Consider the following 18,835-nt stretch of genomic DNA (forward strand, 5'->3'; position numbering starts at 1 on the left):
AGAGGCGGGCCGGGGGAGCCGCGCGGCAGCTCCGGCGATGCCCGCGGTGGTCCTTCGAGCTTCGCACTCCCGCCATGGCGCGTCCATACGTCGTACGACGCGGCATGGTCCGGGTGCCCGGCGCTGCGCCGTGGCGGTCGTGGCTACGATGGGCCAGCCGACGGGCCACAGGCGCCGTGGGTCAGCCGACGGCCACAGGGGCCCTCGGCCCACCGAACCTCGGGAAGGCCATGCTGAACAAGTACGCGCGTGCATTCTTCACGCGTGTCCTCACACCGTTCGCGGCGTTTCTGCTCCGTCGAGGAGTCACTCCGGACGCGGTCACGCTCATCGGCACGGCCGGGGTGGTGGCGGGTGCGCTGGTCTTCTTCCCCCGCGGGGAGTTCTTCTGGGGCACGATCGTCATCACCGTCTTCGTCTTCTCCGACCTCGTCGACGGCAACATGGCGCGCCAGGCGGGCATCTCCAGCCGCTGGGGGGCCTTCCTCGACTCGACCCTGGACCGGGTCGCGGACGGCGCGATCTTCGCCGGCTTCGCCCTCTGGTACGCGGGCGACGGTGACAACACCGCGCTGTGCGCCGTCGCCATCTTCTGCCTCGCCAGCGGCCAGGTCGTGTCGTACACGAAGGCCAGGGGCGAGTCCATCGGGCTGCCGGTGGCCGTCAACGGACTGATCGAGCGCGCGGAGCGGCTGGTCATCTCCCTCGTCGCGGCCGGCCTCGCCGGGCTGGCCGCCTTCGGCGTCCCCGGCATCGGCGTCCTGCTGCCGATCGCGCTGTGGGTCGTCGCCGCCGGCAGCCTGGTGACCCTCGGCCAGCGCGTGGTGACCGTACGCCGCGAGTCCGCGGAGGCCGACGCGGCCGCGTCGGCCGGCCCCGCCGGGACCGACCACGCCCGGGGGAGTGGAGCCACGTCATGAGCGCGGCGAGCGACCGGCTGACCGACGCGCTGTACGGGCTCGGCTGGGGCACGGTCAAGAAGCTCCCCGAGCCCGTGGCCGGAGCCCTCGGCAGGACCATCGCGGACACCGTGTGGAAGCGGCGCGGCGCGAGCGTGCTGCGCCTGGAGTCCAATCTGGCGCGGGTCGTGCCCGACGCCGGTCCCGAACGCCTGGCCGCCCTCTCCAAGGCGGGCATGCGCTCGTACATGCGGTACTGGATGGAGTCGTTCAGGCTGCCCGCCTGGAGCGAGGAGCGGGTGCGTGACGGCGTCGAGATCAAGGACATCGACCGGCTCTTCGACGGCCTCACCACCGGGCGCGGCGTCGTCCTGGCGCTGCCGCACATGGCCAACTGGGATCTGGCGGGTGCCTGGCTCACCCGGGCCCACGGCGTGCCGTTCACGACGGTCGCCGAGCGGTTGAAGCCCGAGTCGCTGTACGACCGGTTCGTCGCCTACCGCGAGAGCCTGGGCATGGAGGTGGTGCCGCACACCGGGGGCTCCGCCTTCGGCACCCTGGCCCGGCGGCTGCGGGACGGCGGCCTCGTCGCCCTGGTCGCCGACCGCGACCTGTCGGCGTCCGGCATCGAGGTCGACTTCTTCGGGGACACGGCCCGGATGCCCGTGGGCCCGTCGCTGCTGGCGCAGCAGACCGGGGCGCTGCTGCTGCCCGTCTCGCTGTGGTTCGACGACTCCCGGGTGATGCGGGGGCAGGTCTTCCCGCCCGTCCCCGTGCCGGAGACAGGCACCCGCGCGGAAAAGGCGTCCGTGATGACACAGGCGGTGGCCGACGCCTTCGCCGCGGGAATCGCCGAACACCCGGAGGACTGGCACATGCTGCAACGGCTGTGGGTCGCGGACCTGGACCGGGGGCCCGAGTGAAGATCGGCATCGTCTGCCCGTACTCCTGGGACGTACCGGGCGGCGTCCAGTTCCACATCAGGGACCTCGCGGAACATCTCATCCGGCTCGGCCACGACGTCTCCGTGCTGGCACCGGCGGACGACGAGACACCGCTCCCGCCGTACGTCGTCTCGGCGGGCCGCGCCGTGCCCGTCCCGTACAACGGGTCCGTCGCCCGGCTCAACTTCGGCTTCCTGTCGGCGGCGCGGGTGCGGCGCTGGCTGCACGACGGCACGTTCGACGTCATCCACATCCACGAGCCGGCCTCGCCGTCGCTGGGCCTGCTGAGCTGCTGGGCGGCGCAGGGGCCGATCGTCGCGACGTTCCACACCTCCAACCCGCGCTCGCGCGCCATGATCGCGGCGTACCCGATCCTGCAGCCCGCGCTGGAGAAGATCAGCGCCCGGATCGCGGTGAGCGAGTACGCGCGGCGCACGCTGGTGGAACACCTCGGCGGCGACGCCGTCGTCATCCCGAACGGCGTCGACGTCGACTTCTTCGCCGAGGCCGGGACGGAACCGGCCTGGCAGGGCGGCACGATCGGCTTCATCGGGCGCATCGACGAGCCGCGCAAGGGGCTGCCGGTGCTGATGCGGGCCCTCCCGAAGATCCTCGCCGTCCACCCGGAGACCCGGCTGCTGGTGGCGGGGCGCGGGGACGAGAAGGAGGCGGTCGAGTCCCTGCCGAAGGAGATGCGCCGCAGCGTCGAGTTCCTCGGGATGGTCAGCGACGAGGACAAGGCGAGACTGCTGCGCAGCGTCGACCTGTACGTGGCGCCCAACACCGGCGGCGAGAGCTTCGGCATCATCCTCGTGGAGGCGCTGTCGGCGGGCGCGGCGGTGCTCGCCAGCGACCTGGACGCGTTCGCGCAGGTCCTGGACCACGGGGCGGCGGGGGAACTCTTCACCAACGAGGACGCGGACGCGCTCGCGGGCGCCGCGGTCCGCCTCCTGGGCGACCCGGACCGCCGCGCGGCGCTGCGCGAACGGGGCAGCGCGCACGTACGGCGCTTCGACTGGTCGACGGTCGGCGCGGACATCCTCGCGGTGTACGAGACGGTGACGGACGGGGCGGCGTCGGTGGCGGCGGACGAACGGACGGGGCTGCGGGCGAGGTTCGGGCTGGCGCGGGAGTAGGCGTCCGGCGGGGGTTCGTGGGCGGATGCGCCGTCCGGCACGGGGCGCGGGTGCGGTGCGCCGTTCGGCGGGGGCGGGGTGCGGGTGCGGTGCGCCGTCCGGCGGGGGCGTGGCGTGGTGCGGGTGCGGTGCGCCGTTCGGCGGGGTGCTGGGTCGGTGCGGGGATTGGTGCCGGGGGCCGGGGCCTCCGGAGGTACATGTCCGGACGGCATGCTGTGCTTTTCCGGGGGACACCCCCCGACCCCCGTACGCCGCGTGCGGGGCTAATACAGAGGCGCGGGCCGCTTGTGCGGCACACATCACGCTTCAGTGTCCGGACACGCACCTCCTACGCCCCCGACCCCCTCCGCCGGTGGATCTCCCACTCTCCGTCCCCGGTTGGGGAGGAGGGGGGAGTGCCGGTACCGCGTACTCTGCCGTGCGTGACCACCCTTGTCTGGATCGCCGTCGCCGTCATCGCGATCGCGCTCTATCTCAGTTGGACCGCGGGCCGGCTCGACCGGCTGCACACCCGGATCGACGCCGCCCGGGCCGCGCTCGATGCCCAGTTGTTGCGGCGTGCCTCGGTCGCGCAGGAGTTGGCCACTTCCGGGGTGCTGGATCCGGCCGCGTCGATCGTGCTGTACCAGGCCGCGCACGCGGCGCGGCAGGCCGAGGAGGAGCAGCGGGAGGTCGCCGAGAGCGAGCTGAGCCAGGCGCTGCGGGCCGTGTTCGGGGAGGCCGCCCAGGTCGAGGCCGTACAGGAGGCGCCCGGGGGTGAGGAGGCCGCCGGGGAGCTCGCCGCCGCGGTACGGCGGGTGCCGATGGCGCGGCGGTTCCACAACGACGCCGTACGGGCCGCCCGGGCGCTGCGGCGCCACCGCACGGTGCGGTGGTTCCGGCTCGCGGGGCACGCGCCGTTCCCGCTGGCCTTCGAGATGGACGACGAGCCGCCGGTCGCGCTGGCGGACCGGCCGGGGACCTGAACGATCCACCGGCTTCCCATTGGCCCTTGCTGTGGACCGGTTCCGGGGCGTTCTCTGGAGATCCCCGTCGTACGAGTCTGTGAGGTCGCCCGTGTCCACCACGCCCCAGAACCCCGAGACCGGCACCGCGCGCGTCAAGCGCGGCATGGCCGAGCAGCTCAAGGGCGGTGTGATCATGGATGTGGTCACACCGGACCAGGCGAAGATCGCCGAGGACGCCGGCGCGGTCGCCGTGATGGCGCTGGAGCGGGTGCCCGCCGACATCCGCAAGGACGGCGGCGTCGCGCGGATGTCCGACCCCGACATGATCGAGGGCATCATCGGCGCGGTGTCGATCCCGGTCATGGCGAAGTCCCGTATCGGCCACTTCGTCGAGGCCCAGGTGCTCCAGTCGCTGGGCGTCGACTACATCGACGAGTCGGAGGTGCTGACCCCCGCCGACGAGGTCAACCACTCGGACAAGTGGGCTTTCACCACGCCCTTCGTCTGTGGTGCCACCAACCTCGGTGAGGCGCTGCGGCGGATCGCCGAGGGCGCGGCCATGATCCGTTCGAAGGGCGAGGCCGGGACCGGCAATGTCGTCGAGGCGGTCCGGCACCTGCGGCAGATCAAGAACGAGATCGCCAGGCTGCGCGGCTGTGACAACAACGAGCTGTACGCCGCGGCCAAGGAGCTGCGCGCCCCGTACGAGATCGTGAAGGAGGTCGCGGAGCTGGGCAAGCTGCCCGTGGTGCTCTTCTCCGCGGGCGGTGTCGCCACCCCCGCCGATGCCGCGCTGATGCGCCAGCTCGGCGCCGAGGGCGTCTTCGTGGGCTCCGGCATCTTCAAGTCGGGCGACCCGGCCAAGCGCGCCGCCGCGATCGTGAAGGCCACCACGTTCTACGACGACCCGAAGGTCATCGCGGAGGCGTCGCGCGACCTGGGTGAGGCCATGGTCGGCATCAACTGCGACACGCTGCCCGAGGCCGAGCGCTACGCGAACCGCGGCTGGTGATGGGCTCCCCCGCGATCGGCGTCCTGGCGCTCCAGGGTGACGTCAGGGAGCACCTGAGCGCCCTGGCCGCGGCGGGCGCCGGGGCCAGGGCCGTACGCCGCCCCGAGGAGCTGGCCGAGGTCGAGGGCCTGGTGATCCCGGGCGGCGAGTCCACCACGATGTCCAAACTGGCCGCGCTCTTCGGCATGCTGGAGCCGCTGCGCGACCGGGTCCGGGCCGGGATGCCGGTGTACGGCACCTGCGCCGGGATGATCATGCTCGCCGAGAAGATCCTCGACCCGCGGTCGGGCCAGGAGACGGTCGGCGGCATTGACATGATCGTCCGGCGCAACGCCTTCGGCCGGCAGAACGAGTCCTTCGAGGCGGCAGTTGAGGTCGCCGGCGTCGAAGGCGGCCCTGTGGAGGGCGTCTTCATCCGGGCCCCATGGGTCGAGTCGGTGGGAGCCGACGTCCAGGTGCTCGCCGAGTACGGGGGGCACGTGGTCGCCGTACGGCAGGGCAACGCGCTGGCGACGTCCTTCCATCCCGAACTCACGGGCGACCACCGGCTGCACCGTTTCTTCACCGACATGGTGCGCTCCGTACAGTGACCTCCGCCCGGTAGGATCGCTGCCGAACAGGAGCAGTACCGGTTACGCGAAGGAGACAGGCAGATGTCCGGCCACTCTAAATGGGCTACGACGAAGCACAAGAAGGCCGTGATCGATGCCAAGCGCGGCAAGCTCTTCGCGAAGCTGATCAAGAACATCGAGGTCGCGGCGCGTACCGGCGGCGCGGATGTCGACGGCAACCCGACGCTGTTCGACGCCATCCAGAAGGCGAAGAAGAGTTCGGTCCCGAACAAGAACATCGACTCGGCCGTCAAGCGTGGCGCCGGCCTGGAGGCCGGTGGCGCCGACTACGAGACGATCATGTACGAGGGGTACGGTCCCAACGGCGTCGCGGTGCTCATCGAGTGCCTCACCGACAACCGCAACCGCGCCGCCTCCGACGTGCGGGTCGCGATGACCCGCAACGGCGGCTCGATGGCCGACCCCGGGTCCGTGTCGTACCTCTTCAACCGCAAGGGCGTCGTGATCGTCCCCAAGGGTGAGCTGGGCGAGGACGACGTGCTGGGCGCGGTGCTCGACGCGGGCGCCGAAGAGGTCAACGACCTCGGCGAGTCCTTCGAGGTGCTCAGCGAGGCCACCGACCTGGTCGCGGTCCGCACCGCGCTCCAGGAGGCGGGCATCGACTACGACTCGGCGGACGCCAACTTCGTGCCCACCATGCAGGTCGAGCTGGACGAGGAGGGCGCGCGCAAGATCTTCAAGCTGATCGACGCCCTGGAGGACAGCGACGACGTCCAGAACGTCTTCGCCAACTTCGACGTCTCGGACGACGTGATGGAGAAGGTCGACGCCTGACCCCGCCCTTCGCACCCCCTCCTCGATGTCGGTCGGGCCCGTTGTCAGTGCCGGCCGATAGGGTCCGATCAGGGCTTCTTCCCTCGGGGGAGAACGGATGACCGAGAGAGTGGGGGCGCGATGCGGGTGCTGGCTGTGGACCCCGGACTGACCCGGTGCGGGATCGGTGTCGTCGAGGGCGTCGCGGGACGGCCGCTGACGATGCTGGGTGTCGGCGTGGTGCGTACGCCTTCCGACGCGGAGATCGGGTCGCGCCTCGTCGCCATCGAGCAGGGCATGGACGCCTGGCTGGACGAGCACCGGCCCGAACACGTCGCCGTGGAGCGGGTGTTCGCGCAGCACAATGTGCGTACGGTCATGGGCACCGCCCAGGCCAGCGCGGTCGCCATGCTCTGCGCCTCACGCCGGGGCATCCCCGTCGCCCTGCACACCCCCAGCGAGGTCAAGGCCGCCGTCACCGGCAGCGGCCGGGCCGACAAGGCGCAGGTCGGCGCGATGGTCACCCGGCTGCTGCGGCTGGCCGAGCCGCCCAGGCCGGCCGACGCGGCGGACGCCCTCGCACTGGCCATCTGCCACATCTGGCGGGCCCCCGCCATCAATCGCCTCCAGCAGGCGCAGGCCGCGGCCCGCGCGCCCCGTGTCCCCGCCTCCGCACCCGTCCGGAAGGTCACGCGATGATCGCGTTCGTCAGCGGCCAGGTCGCCGCCCTCGCCCCGACCACCGCGGTCATCGAGGTCGGCGGCGTCGGCATGTCCGTCCAGTGCGCCCCCGGCACCCTCGCCGCGCTGCGCGTCGGCCAGGAGGCCAGGCTCGCCACCTCACTGGTCGTCCGGGAGGACTCCCTCACGCTGTACGGCTTCGCCGACGACGACGAACGCCAGGTGTTCGAGCTGCTGCAGACCGCCAGCGGCGTCGGGCCCCGGCTCGCCCAGGCGATGCTGGCCGTGCACAGCCCCGACGCGCTGCGCCTCGCCGTCTCCACCGGCGACGAGAAGGCGCTCACGGCGGTCCCCGGCATCGGCAGGAAGGGCGCCCAGAAGCTGCTGCTGGAGCTGAAGGACCGGCTCGGCGCGCCACTGGGCGCCACCGTGGGACGGCAGTCCACCGGGGCGCCCGCCGCCTCCTGGAGCGACCAGCTCCACGCCGCGCTGATCGGTCTGGGGTACGCCGGCCGGGAAGCCGAGGAAGCGGTCGCCCAGGTCGCCCCGGAGGCCGAGGCGGCCCTCGCGGCCGGCGAGCAGCCGCCCGTGCCCCGGCTGCTGCGCGCCGCGCTCCAGAGCCTCAACCGCACGCGTTGAGCACGGCCGGGCCGGGCCCGCTCCCGGCCCGCCTCGATGTACTCCATCCGGGCGTTCTCGTACGCGCCCTCTTCCCGAGGTGAGACTGAGTGAACTGGGACGACACCGCCGGCGCGGGCCCCGCGCCGGAGGACGCGGCCGATCGGCTGGTCGGGGCGTCCGCGGACGGCGAGGACCAGGCCGTCGAGGCGGCGCTGCGGCCCAAGTCGCTGGACGAGTTCGTCGGGCAGGAGCGGGTACGGGTCCAGCTCGACCTCGTGCTCAAGGCGGCCCTCGCCCGCGGCGCCACCGCCGATCACGTGCTGCTCTCCGGGGCGCCCGGGCTCGGCAAGACCACCCTCTCGATGATCATCGCCGCCGAGATGAACGCCCCGATCCGCATCACCTCCGGCCCCGCGATCCAGCACGCGGGGGATCTCGCCGCGATCCTCTCCTCGCTCCAGGAGGGCGAGGTCCTCTTCCTCGACGAGATCCACCGCATGTCCCGGCCCGCCGAGGAGATGCTCTACATGGCGATGGAGGACTTCCGGGTCGACGTGATCGTCGGCAAGGGCCCCGGCGCCACCGCCATCCCGCTGGAGCTGCCGCCCTTCACCCTGGTCGGCGCCACCACCCGGGCCGGACTGCTGCCGCCCCCGCTGCGCGACCGCTTCGGCTTCACCGGGCACATGGAGTTCTACGAGAGCGCCGAGCTGGAGCGCGTCATCCACCGCTCGGCCCAGCTCCTCGACCTGGAGATCGACACCGAGGGCGCCGCGGAGATCGCCGGACGCTCCCGCGGCACGCCCCGTATCGCCAACCGGCTGCTGCGCCGCGTACGGGACTACGCCCAGGTCAAGGAGGACGGCCGCATCACCCGTGAGGTGGCGGGGGTGGCGCTCGCGGTGTACGAGGTCGACGCGCGGGGCCTCGACCGGCTCGACCGGGCCGTGCTCCAGGCGCTGCTCAAGCTCTTCGGCGGCGGGCCCGTGGGGCTGTCGACCCTGGCGGTCGCCGTGGGGGAGGAGCGCGAGACCGTCGAGGAGGTCGCCGAGCCCTTCCTCGTACGGGAGGGACTGCTCGCCCGTACCCCGCGCGGCCGGGTCGCCACCCCCGCGGCATGGGCGCACCTCGGGCTCGTCCCGCCCCAGCAGGCACCGGGCGCGGCCGGACAACCCGGCCTGTTCGGGGCGTGACGGCATGGACACGCGCACGGGCAGGAACCCGGGTGCGATGCTGGGCGTTGTTCCAACGAAGCGGACTCGCTTAGACTCCGCCGATGCCGCCCTTCCGGCGCGGCATGCCCACCCCCGTATACCAGGCCGTTCGACAGCGCGGTCGTGCGAAGGAAGTTCCCTCCCGTGAGTCTCGTGACCCTTCTCCCCTTCATCGTGCTCATCGGGGCCATGTTCCTGATGACCCGGTCCGCCAAGAAGAAGCAGCAGGCCGCCGCGCAGATGCGCGACGAAATGCAGCCCGGCACCGGCGTCCGCACCATCGGGGGCATGTATGCCACCGTCAAGGAGGTGCACGTTGACATGGTCCTCCTGGAGGTGGCTCCCGGCGTCCACGCCGTCTACGCGAAGAACGCCATCGGCGCGGTGCTCGACGACGACGAGTACAACCGCATCGTGCACGGCGACGACGAGAGCGACTCCGACACCCCGATCGTGCCCGACGACGCCTCCTCGCTGACCGGTCCTGCCGACGAGGCCAGGATCGACCTCGGCAAGAAGCCCGAGGCCGCCGCGTCCGCGGACGGCACGGACACCGCGGACGCCGAGCCCGCCGACGCCAAGACCGACGCGAAGTCCGAGGACGCGTCCGACGGCAAGACGGACAACGCTGACAGCGCCGGCAAGGCCGACAAGACCGACGGCGAGTCCGGCGCGAAGTAGCAGGTCCGCGCCGACGGGCCGCACAACGGCTCCCGGCGACTCACGGTCGCGCCGATTTCCGCGGGGGCAGGTCCCCACAACACTTCGTGGCCGCTCCCCCGCACACCCGGCGTGGGGGCGGTTGGACAGGGAGAAACGAGAAGGTGGCAGCACCCAATAAGGGCCGAAGGCAAGCGGGGTCCCCAGGCAGGCCAGGTCGCACCCTGGCGCTGTTCCTGATTGCCATGGTGGCCCTCACGGGCGGGATGTTCTGGTCCGGCCATGTCACGCCACGTCTGGGGATCGACCTCGCGGGCGGCACCAGCATCACGCTCCAGGCGAAGAACACGCCGGGCAAGCCGAACGCGATCAACAAGACCAACATGGACACCGCCGTCAGCATCATCGAGCGGCGTGTCAACGGTCTTGGCGTCTCGGAGGCCGAGGTTCAGACCCAGGGCAACGAGAACATCATCGTCAACATCCCCCGGGGCACGAACGAGAAGCAGGCCCGTGAGCAGGTCGGCACCACCGCCCAGCTCTACTTCCGGCCGGTGCTGACCGTCGCCGCCGGGAGCCCGACGGCCCCGCAGCCCTCCGGCAGCGGTTCGCCGAGCGCCGCTCCCAGCTCCTCGACCAGCGCTTCCACCGGGGACAAGGCCGACGAGAAGGCCGGGGACGGTTCGACCGCGTCGCCCGACGCGAGCGCCACCGCCCAGGGCCGCGCCGTGACGGACGCCCTGAAGGCGGACGCCTCGCCGTCGCCCGACGCCTCCGGCTCGGACAGCCCGTCCGACAAGTCCTCCGACAAGCCGTCGGACAAGGAGTCCGGCGCCCCCGCGCCTTCCGCGAGCCCCTCCAGCGACGCGGCCACCGCCGCCCTGGAGAAGAAGTTCACGGAGCTGGACTGCACGAATGAGAAGGCCCGCACCGAGGTCAACCAGAGCGCGGCGCCCAAGGACACCATTGTCGCCTGCGGCCAGAACTCCGGCGGCGAGTGGGAGAAGTACGTCCTCGGCCCGGCCGAGCTGGAGGGCACGGACGTCGACGACGCCAAGGGCGTCCTCGACCAGCAGCGTGGCATGTGGATCGTCACGATGGACTTCACCGGCGCCGGCACGAAGAAGTTCCAGTCGATCACCGGCAAGCTCTCGCAGCAGCAGGCGCCGATGAACCAGTTCGCCATCGTGCTCGACGGCAACGTCGTCTCCGCGCCCTCGGTGAGCCAGACGCTCGGCGGCAGCGCCGAGATCTCCGGCAGCTTCACCCAGCAGTCCGCCCAGGACCTGGGCAACATCCTGTCGTACGGCGCGCTGCCCCTGACGTTCCAGGAGCAGTCCGTCACGACGGTCACCGCCGCGCTCGGCGGTGAGCAGCTCGAAGCCGGTCTGATCGCCGGCGCGATCGGCCTCGCCCTGGTCATCATCTACCTGGTGGCCTACTACCGGGGTCTCTCCGCGATCGCCATCCTCAGCCTCGGCGCCTCCGGCATCATGACGTACACGATCATGTCGCTCCTCGGCCCCGGCATCGGCTTCGCGCTGAACCTCCCCGCGGTCTGCGGCGCCATCGTCGCCATCGGTATCACCGCGGACTCGTTCATCGTGTACTTCGAACGCATCCGGGACGAGATCCGCGAGGGCCGTACGCTCCGCCCGGCCGTCGAACGGGCCTGGCCGCGCGCCCGGCGCACGATCCTCGTCTCCGACTTCGTGTCGTTCCTCGCCGCGGCGGTGCTGTTCCTCGTCACCGTCGGCAAGGTCCAGGGCTTCGCGTTCACCCTCGGGCTGACCACGCTTCTCGACGTGGTCGTGGTGTTCTTCTTCACCAAGCCCGTCATGACGATCCTGGCCCGTACGAAGTTCTTCTCCAGCGGTCACTCGTGGTCCGGCCTGGACCCGAAGCGCCTCGGTGCCAAGCCGCCGCTGCGCCGCGCCCGCCGTGTCAGCGCCCCCACCGACCCGAAGGAGGCGTGAGATGTCCCGACTCGGCGATCTCGGCGCCCGGCTCTACCGCGGCGAAGTCGGCTACGACTTCATCGGGAAGCGCAAGATCTGGTACGGAATCTCGATCCTGATCACCATCACGGCCATCGCGGCCCTGGCGGTGCGCGGGCTCAACATGGGCATCGAGTTCAAGGGCGGTGCCGTCTTCACCATCCCGAGCACGAGCGTCTCGGAGGTCCAGGCCCGCGAGGACGCGCAGAAGGCGTCCGGGCACGACGCGATCGTCCAGAAGCTCGGCAACGGCGGCATGCGGATCCAGGTCACGGAGCTGGACACCAAGCAGGCCGACGCCGTGAAGGTCCAGCTCGCCAAGGACCTGAAGGTCGACGAGGCGAAGATCAACGCCGACCTGGTCGGCCCGAGCTGGGGCGCGACCATCGCCAACAAGGCGTGGATGGGCCTCGGGATCTTCATGGTCCTGGTGGTGATCTATCTGGCCATCGCCTTCGAATGGCGCATGGCGGTCGCCGCGCTCATCGCCCTGATCCACGACCTCACGATCACCGTCGGGGTCTACACACTGGTCGGCTTCGAGGTCACTCCGGGTACGGTGATCGGTCTGCTGACCATTCTCGGTTACTCCCTCTACGACACGGTCGTCGTCTTCGACAGCCTCAAGGAGGGGGCGCAGGGGATCACCAAGCAGACCCGCTGGACCTACAGCGAGGTCGCCAACCGGTCGATCAACAGCACGCTGGTGCGGTCCATCAACACCACCGTGGTCGCGCTGCTGCCCGTCGGGGCGCTGCTCTTCATCGGCGGCGGCTTCCTCGGCGCGGGCATGCTGAACGACATCTCGCTCTCGCTCTTCGTCGGCCTCGCCGCCGGCGCGTACTCCTCGATCTTCATCGCCACCCCGCTCGTCGCGGACCTGAAGGAACGCGACCCGCAGATCAAGGCGCTGAAGAAGCGGGTGCTCGCCAAGCGCGCGGCGGCCGCCGCCAAAGGCGAACTGAACGGCTCTTCCGCGGACGGCGACGACACCGACGACGACCCCCAGGACGCCCCGGGCGCCGCTCCGGCACCCGCCGTGGCGGGCCAGCGCGGCCGCGGCGGCCGGGGCCGCCCCTCGGGATCGGGGAGGCGTCGATGACCGATACCGGCGTCCAGGAGCTGCTGCTCAGCCGCATCCGTGATGTGGACGACTACCCGAAGCCGGGCGTGGTGTTCAAGGACATCACCCCGCTGCTGGCCGATCCGAAGGCGTTCACGGCGCTGACCGACGCCCTCGCCGCGCTCTGCGCTCGGTTCGGCGCGACGAAGATCGTCGGCCTGGAGGCGCGCGGCTTCATCCTCGCCGCCCCCGTGGCGGTCCGGGCGGGCGTCGGGTTCATCCCCGTACGCAAGGCCGGCAAGCTCCCCGGCGCGACGCTGTCGCAGACGTACGACCTGGAGTACGGCTCCGCGGAGATCGAGGTCCACGCCGAGGACCTGGAGCACGGGGACCGTGTCCTCGTCATCGACGACGTCCTCGCCACGGGCGGTACGGCCGAGGCGTCCCTGGAGCTGGTCCGCCGGGCCGGCGCCGAGGTCGTGGGCGTCGCCGTCCTGATGGAGCTGGGCTTCCTGGGCGGCCGCGAGCGGCTGGCACCCGCGCTCGGCGGGGCCCCGCTGGAGGCCCTGATCACGCTCTGAGCGCTGCCGGAACGCGGATTCCGGCGGGCATGGGAACACGGCAGGACGGGCACCCGGGAACAAACGGGTGCCCGTCCCGCGTTCCGGGGAGCCGGACCCGGCCGGACCCGGGAGACCGGCCTTGGGGCGAGAGGGACGCCCGGGGTCGATACCATGGAACCTCCGGGCCTGACCGGGGGACCTGGATCCGCACGAGGAGCGCTCTTGCCAGACGAGGTTCAGCCACTGGCCGCCGCGACGCCCGATCACCCCGCCGACCAGGCCGCGGTGGGCTCCGCCGCGCCCCGGAACAAGGCCCCGGTCGCCGCCGAGCAGCCCGTCCGGCACGGCGCGAAGTCCGTGCCGCCCGAGCGCTCCGCCGTCCCCGTCAGCGCCCCCAAGCCCGGCGCCACGGCCGCTCCGCGCTCCGGAGGCTCCTCCAACCGGGTGAGGGCCCGGCTCGCCAGGCTCGGGGTGCAGCGCTCCTCGCCGTACAACCCCGTCCTGGAGCCGCTGCTGCGGACCGTACGCGGGAACGACCCCAAGATCGAGACCGCGACGCTGCGCCAGATCGAGAGCGCGTACCAGGTCGCCGAGCGCTGGCACCGCGGGCAGAAGCGCAAGAGCGGCGACCCGTACATCACGCACCCCCTCGCGGTCACCACGATCCTCGCCGAGCTGGGCATGGACCCCGCCACCCTGATGGCCGGGCTGCTGCACGACACCGTCGAGGACACCGAGTACGGCCTGGACACCCTGCGCCGCGACTTCGGCGACCAGGTCGCGCTCCTCGTCGACGGCGTCACCAAGCTCGACAAGGTCAAGTTCGGCGAGGCCGCGCAGGCCGAGACCGTACGCAAGATGGTCGTCGCCATGGCCAAGGACCCGCGTGTCCTGGTCATCAAGCTCGCCGACCGGCTGCACAACATGCGCACCATGCGCTACCTCAAGCGGGAGAAGCAGGAGAAGAAGGCCCGCGAGACGCTGGAGATCTACGCCCCCCTCGCCCACCGGCTGGGCATGAACACCATCAAGTGGGAGCTGGAGGACCTCGCCTTCGCGATCCTCTACCCCAAGATGTACGACGAGATCGTCCGGCTGGTCGCCGAGCGCGCGCCCAAACGCGACGAATACCTGGCCATAGTGACCGACGAGGTCCAGTCGGACCTGCGCGCGGCCCGCATCAAGGCCACCGTCACCGGGCGGCCGAAGCACTACTACAGCGTCTACCAGAAGATGATCGTCCGCGGCCGGGACTTCGCGGAGATCTACGACCTGGTGGGCATCCGGGTTCTGGTCGACACGGTCCGTGACTGCTACGCGGCGCTCGGCACCGTCCACGCGCGGTGGAATCCGGTCCCCGGCCGGTTCAAGGACTACATCGCGATGCCCAAGTTCAACATGTACCAGTCGCTCCACACGACGGTCATCGGGCCCAACGGCAAGCCGGTCGAGCTCCAGATCCGTACGTTCGACATGCACCGCCGTGCCGAGTACGGCATCGCCGCGCACTGGAAGTACAAGCAGGAGGCCGTCGCGGGCGCCTCCAAGGTCCGCACCGACGTCCCCAGGAGTGCCGGCCGGGGCGGGAGCCAGGACACCGTCAACGACATGGCGTGGCTGCGCCAGCTCCTGGACTGGCAGAAGGAGACCGAGGACCCCAGCGAGTTCCTGGAGTCGCTCCGCTTCGACCTCTCGCGCAACGAGGTCTTCGTCTTCACACCCAAGGGCGACGTCATAGCGCTGCCCGCCGGTGCCACCCCCGTCGACTTCGCGTACGCCGTCCACACGGAGGTCGGCCACCGCACCATAGGGGCGCGGGTCAACGGCCGGCTCGTACCGCTCGAATCGACCCTCGACAACGGCGACCTGGTGGAGGTCTTCACCTCCAAGGCGTCCGGGGCGGGCCCCTCGCGTGACTGGCTCGGCTTCGTCAAGTCGCCGCGGGCCAGGAACAAGATCCGCGCCTGGTTCTCCAAGGAGCGCCGCGACGAGGCGATCGAGCAGGGCAAGGACGCCATCGCGCGGGCCATGCGCAAACAGAACCTGCCGATCCAGCGCATCCTCACCGGGGACTCGCTGGTCACGCTCGCGCACGAGATGCGCTACCCCGACATCTCCTCCCTGTACGCGGCGATCGGCGAGGGCCATGTGGCCGCGCAGGGCGTCGTACAGAAGCTGGTGCAGGCCCTCGGCGGCGAGGAGGCGGCCAACGAGGACATTGCGGAGAACTCCCCGCCCTCCCACAGCCGCGGCAAGCGCCGCTCCAACGCCGACCCCGGCGTGGTCGTCAAGGGCGTCGAGGACGTCTGGGTGAAGCTCGCCCGCTGCTGTACGCCCGTCCCCGGTGACCCGATCATCGGCTTCGTCACCCGCGGCAGCGGCATCTCCGTCCACCGCGCCGACTGCGTCAACGTGGACGCGCTCTCCCAGCAGCCCGAGCGGATCAAGGAGGTCGAGTGGGCGCCCACCCAGTCCTCGGTCTTCCTCGTCGCCATCCAGGTCGAGGCACTGGACCGCTCCCGGCTCCTGTCGGACGTCACCCGCGTCCTCTCCGACCAGCACGTCAACATCCTCTCCGCCGCCGTCCAGACCTCCCGGGATCGGGTCGCCACCTCGCGCTTCACCTTCGAGATGGGTGACCCGAAGCACCTGGGCCACGTACTGAAGGCGGTACGGGGCGTGGAGGGCGTCTACGACGTCTACCGCGTCACCTCGGCCCGCAGGCCCTGAGCGCGGACCGACCAGCGGCCGGAGGGGGACCGGATGGACATCGAGACACTGATCGCGGACCGCTACCGGCCCGTCGCGCTGCTCGGCCGGGGCGGCATGGGCGCCGTGTACGAGGCCGAGGACACCCGTCTCGGCCGGCGCGTGGCCGTCAAGGTGCTCTCCGCGATCGGAGGCCCGTCCCGGGACGAGACGGCGCTCAGGCGCTTCGTCCAAGAGGCACGCGCCCTCGCCCGCATCGATCACCCGTCCGTGGTGACCCTCTACGACGAGGGGGTCCACGACGGCATCCCGTACCTCGTCATGCAACTCCTCGACGGCGTGGACCTGGCGCGGCTCGTCCAGGAGACCGGGCCCTTACCGCCGGACGCGGTGTGCTGGGTGGCCCTCGGCATGGCCAGGGCCCTCGGCGCGGCGCACGAGGCCGGAGTGCTGCACCGCGACGTGAAACCCACCAACGTGGGCATCACCGGCGGGGGCCGTGTCGTCCTCCAGGACTTCGGACTGGCCAGGCTGGCGGGGGAGTCCGCCATCACCCGGTTCACGGGCTTCGTGGGCACCCCGCAGTTCATGGCGCCCGAGATCATCCGGGGCGCGCCGCCGAGCAGGACGGCCGATCTGTACGGTCTGGGTGCCTGCGCCTACCTGATGATGACGGGACAGGTGCCGTTCGGCGGTGACCTGTCGGTCGGCGCCGTGGTGGAACACGCCATAGGCGCGGGTATTCCCCGGCTGGAGCACCGCCGGGACCTTCCGTACCCGCGCGAGCTCAGAGCCCTGGTGGACCGGCTGTGCGCTCAGGAGGCCGCCGCACGGCCCCGGACGGCCGACGAGGTCGCGCTGCTGCTCGCCCCGCTCGCGGGCGACGGTCAGGTGGTCCTGAGCGAATGGGTCGCCGGCCGCCTCAGGGACGCCGCCGTCAAGCAGGTGTTCGACCGGTACCCGCCGGGCGCCCTCGACGCCGGGGCGGCTCCGGTGGGTTCGCCAGGACCGAGCGGAACGCCCGAGTACGGCTGGGACGAGGCCGGGGTGCCCGCGCAGCGAGCCGGGCACGAGAACCCCTTCCGTCCCCTGACACTCAGCGACACCACCCGCCGCATGGTGCTGGGCAGCATGACCCCGCAGGACGCGGCCTCCCGGCTGCGCGAAGCGGTCACCCTCGTGCTGCGCGGCCGGCTCCAGGAGGCCGTGCAGATGCTCTCGGCCATCACCCAGGTCTGTCTTTCGTCGCTCGGCCCCGGCCACCCGACGACCCTGGCCTGCCAGTACTGGCAGGCGGTCTGCCTGGCGAGGCTCGGGGCGGGCGGACCGGCGCTGGAACTGTTCTCGCGCGTCAGCGCACACATCGACCAGGAGAAATGAGGACGGGGAGCATGCCTGAGTACGAGGTCCGGGTCGACGGAGCACCGGAGAGAGCGGGCCCGGAGGCCGAACTGCGCTCACTGCTGAGCTGGCTGACCGAGGACGAAAGCCTCGACCGGGATGTACGGGGCGCGATCCGCGGCCCGGCCCCGATCGCCCCCGGGGAGATGGGCACCGGGTTCGACCTGCTGCAGCTCGCCGTCGGCACCGCCGTCTCCACCGCCTCTCTCGTCGTGTCCGTACTCCAGTGGCAGACCTCCCGCCGGCAGGCGGCGCCCGCCGTCGTGCTGCGCCGCGGCGACGCCGAGATCGAACTGTCGGGAGACGCCGCGGCCGACCCCGCGACACTGCGGAGCGTCGTCGAACTGCTCGACCGGGCCGAGGAGACCGACGGCGATGGTGGGACTGCCTGACCCGGCGGCATCCAGAGCCGTCCTCATCGGCACGGCTGCCTACCGGCACCTGCCCGCGCTGCCCGCGGTCCAGGAGAATGTCACCGATCTGGCGGCGGTCCTCTGCGACGCCACGGTGTGGGGGCTGCCCGAACAGCACTGCGTGACGGTCACCGACCCGCAGAGTGCCTCGGCGATGCTCGACCCCGTGCACCAGGCGGCCGAGCAGGCTCTGGACACGCTCGTCGTGTACTACACCGGACACGGCATGCGGGACTCCGAATCGGCAGATCTCTATCTGGGGCTCGTCGGATCCCGCGAGAACACCGGCTACACCGCCGTGGCGTACCAGCATGTACGGACCGCGTTGCGCTCGGCCCGCGCCCGGCGCAAGATCGTCGTCCTCGACTGCTGCTTCAGCGGCCGCGCCGCCCGGACGCTCGCGGCCGGGGACGAGGTCCTCGCGGCCCAGGCAGCCGTGGACGGCGCCTACGTCCTCACCGCGTCACCCCGCGACCGGGTCGCCCTCGCCTTCGAAGGGGAGCGCCACACCGCCTTCACCGGCGAGATGCTGACGCTGCTGCGCGACGGCATCGAGGACGGGCCCGAGCTGATCGACCTGGACACGCTCCACCGCGTCCTCGAAGAGCGCCTGCGCGCGAAGAACCGGCCGCTGCCCCAGCGCTCCCAGGAGAACGGCGTCGGCCGGCTCCCGCTGGCCCGCAACCGGGCCCGCGCCACCCGCGATGTCCCCGCGGGCCCCGTACTCGCCACCGACGTACGGGCCGCCATGGTGGCGGCGGGACTGGGAGTCGCCCGGATGCTGCGTGCCGCCGGACGCAGCCGGGACGCGCTGCCCGTGCTCCGGCTGGCGCTGCAGGAACAGGTGCCGGACGGGGAGCGGAACCTGCTCGCCGTCCAGCTCGAACTCTCCGACATGCTGGCCGAGAACGGCCAGACCCGCGAGGCCATCGAGGTGCTGGAGCAGGCGTTCCAGCAGGTGCACAAGATCTACGGTCCCGATGCCCTGCTGGTCTGCCGCCGACTGGCCGATCTGCTGCAGGAGTCGGGCAACCACATCCAGGCATGCGAGGTGCTCAAGCACGCGCTCGAACTCGCCGAGGACCAACTGCGCGTCCCCGACTGACGTCACCGGCCACGCACACGGAGGGGGGGCGCGGGGGGGGGAGCTGAGGCGGGCGGCCCGCCGCACGCGATGTTGCAGCCCGAGCG

18 protein-coding genes are annotated in these 18,835 nt (G+C 71.5%); all 18 read left to right on the top strand.

Features of this window, described 5'->3' with window-relative positions:
• Positions 1-230 precede the first annotated feature (230 nt).
• The 18 genes from pgsA to ACFXKG_RS25105 all read left to right on the top strand — a co-directional run bounded on the left by pgsA (position 231) and on the right by ACFXKG_RS25105 (position 18,749).
• Positions 231-920, top strand: a complete 690-nt coding sequence (gene pgsA / locus ACFXKG_RS25020; protein ID WP_384843164.1) for a phosphatidylinositol phosphate synthase — start codon at positions 231-233, stop codon at positions 918-920.
• Positions 917-1,822, top strand: a complete 906-nt coding sequence (locus ACFXKG_RS25025) for a phosphatidylinositol mannoside acyltransferase (protein WP_384843167.1) — start codon at positions 917-919, stop codon at positions 1,820-1,822. Before pgsA ends, ACFXKG_RS25025 begins: the two co-directional genes overlap by 4 nt.
• Positions 1,819-2,979, top strand: a complete 1,161-nt coding sequence (locus ACFXKG_RS25030) for a glycosyltransferase family 4 protein (protein WP_382886779.1) — start codon at positions 1,819-1,821, stop codon at positions 2,977-2,979. Before ACFXKG_RS25025 ends, ACFXKG_RS25030 begins: the two co-directional genes overlap by 4 nt.
• A 413-nt stretch (positions 2,980-3,392) precedes the next feature.
• Entirely contained in the window at positions 3,393-3,944 is a 552-nt protein-coding gene (locus tag ACFXKG_RS25035) for a hypothetical protein (RefSeq protein ID WP_384843227.1), read from the top strand.
• A gap of 91 nt (positions 3,945-4,035) precedes the next feature.
• A complete protein-coding gene (gene pdxS, locus ACFXKG_RS25040; protein ID WP_382886775.1) occupies positions 4,036-4,938 on the top strand; it encodes a pyridoxal 5'-phosphate synthase lyase subunit PdxS in 903 nt (300 codons plus the stop codon).
• Entirely contained in the window at positions 4,938-5,528 is a 591-nt protein-coding gene (gene pdxT / locus ACFXKG_RS25045; RefSeq protein WP_384843171.1) for a pyridoxal 5'-phosphate synthase glutaminase subunit PdxT, read from the top strand. Before pdxS ends, pdxT begins: the two co-directional genes overlap by 1 nt.
• 63 nt (positions 5,529-5,591) lie before the next feature.
• Complete coding sequence (locus ACFXKG_RS25050; RefSeq protein ID WP_249951051.1) at positions 5,592-6,344, top strand: YebC/PmpR family DNA-binding transcriptional regulator; 753 nt, start codon at positions 5,592-5,594, stop codon at positions 6,342-6,344.
• 120 nt (positions 6,345-6,464) lie between these two features.
• Positions 6,465-7,022: a crossover junction endodeoxyribonuclease RuvC gene (gene ruvC / locus ACFXKG_RS25055; RefSeq protein ID WP_384843174.1), complete on the top strand. Its 558-nt coding sequence runs from the start codon at positions 6,465-6,467 to the stop codon at positions 7,020-7,022.
• A complete protein-coding gene (gene ruvA / locus ACFXKG_RS25060; RefSeq protein ID WP_384843177.1) occupies positions 7,019-7,642 on the top strand; it encodes a Holliday junction branch migration protein RuvA in 624 nt (207 codons plus the stop codon). The genes ruvC and ruvA overlap by 4 nt, the downstream gene beginning before the upstream one ends.
• An 89-nt stretch (positions 7,643-7,731) precedes the next feature.
• A complete protein-coding gene (gene ruvB, locus ACFXKG_RS25065) occupies positions 7,732-8,817 on the top strand; it encodes a Holliday junction branch migration DNA helicase RuvB (RefSeq protein WP_384843180.1) in 1,086 nt (361 codons plus the stop codon).
• A gap of 165 nt (positions 8,818-8,982) precedes the next feature.
• Positions 8,983-9,519, top strand: a complete 537-nt coding sequence (gene yajC, locus ACFXKG_RS25070; RefSeq protein ID WP_384843183.1) for a preprotein translocase subunit YajC — start codon at positions 8,983-8,985, stop codon at positions 9,517-9,519.
• A gap of 143 nt (positions 9,520-9,662) precedes the next feature.
• Positions 9,663-11,474 (top strand): protein translocase subunit SecD, encoded by a 1,812-nt coding sequence (secD, locus tag ACFXKG_RS25075; protein WP_384843186.1) that lies wholly within the window; start codon positions 9,663-9,665, stop codon positions 11,472-11,474.
• Between the two features lies 1 nt (position 11,475).
• Positions 11,476-12,597 carry a protein translocase subunit SecF gene (gene secF, locus ACFXKG_RS25080; RefSeq protein WP_384843189.1) on the top strand — a complete coding sequence of 374 codons (1,122 nt, stop codon included), beginning with the start codon at positions 11,476-11,478 and terminating at the stop codon, positions 12,595-12,597.
• Positions 12,594-13,139, top strand: coding sequence for an adenine phosphoribosyltransferase (locus tag ACFXKG_RS25085; protein ID WP_382886763.1), 546 nt, complete (start codon positions 12,594-12,596; stop codon positions 13,137-13,139). The genes secF and ACFXKG_RS25085 overlap by 4 nt, the downstream gene beginning before the upstream one ends.
• A gap of 204 nt (positions 13,140-13,343) precedes the next feature.
• Positions 13,344-15,851 (top strand): RelA/SpoT family protein, encoded by a 2,508-nt coding sequence (locus ACFXKG_RS25090; RefSeq protein WP_384843192.1) that lies wholly within the window; start codon positions 13,344-13,346, stop codon positions 15,849-15,851.
• 33 nt (positions 15,852-15,884) lie between these two features.
• Positions 15,885-17,210 (top strand): protein kinase, encoded by a 1,326-nt coding sequence (locus tag ACFXKG_RS25095; RefSeq protein ID WP_384843195.1) that lies wholly within the window; start codon positions 15,885-15,887, stop codon positions 17,208-17,210.
• Between the two features lie 11 nt (positions 17,211-17,221).
• Positions 17,222-17,623 carry a hypothetical protein gene (locus ACFXKG_RS25100; RefSeq protein WP_384843199.1) on the top strand — a complete coding sequence of 134 codons (402 nt, stop codon included), beginning with the start codon at positions 17,222-17,224 and terminating at the stop codon, positions 17,621-17,623.
• Positions 17,607-18,749: a caspase family protein gene (locus tag ACFXKG_RS25105; protein ID WP_384843202.1), complete on the top strand. Its 1,143-nt coding sequence runs from the start codon at positions 17,607-17,609 to the stop codon at positions 18,747-18,749. Before ACFXKG_RS25100 ends, ACFXKG_RS25105 begins: the two co-directional genes overlap by 17 nt.
• Positions 18,750-18,835 lie beyond the last annotated feature (86 nt).

This window comes from Streptomyces sp. NPDC059255 (genome assembly GCF_042752355.1).
Classification (GTDB): domain Bacteria; phylum Actinomycetota; class Actinomycetes; order Streptomycetales; family Streptomycetaceae; genus Streptomyces.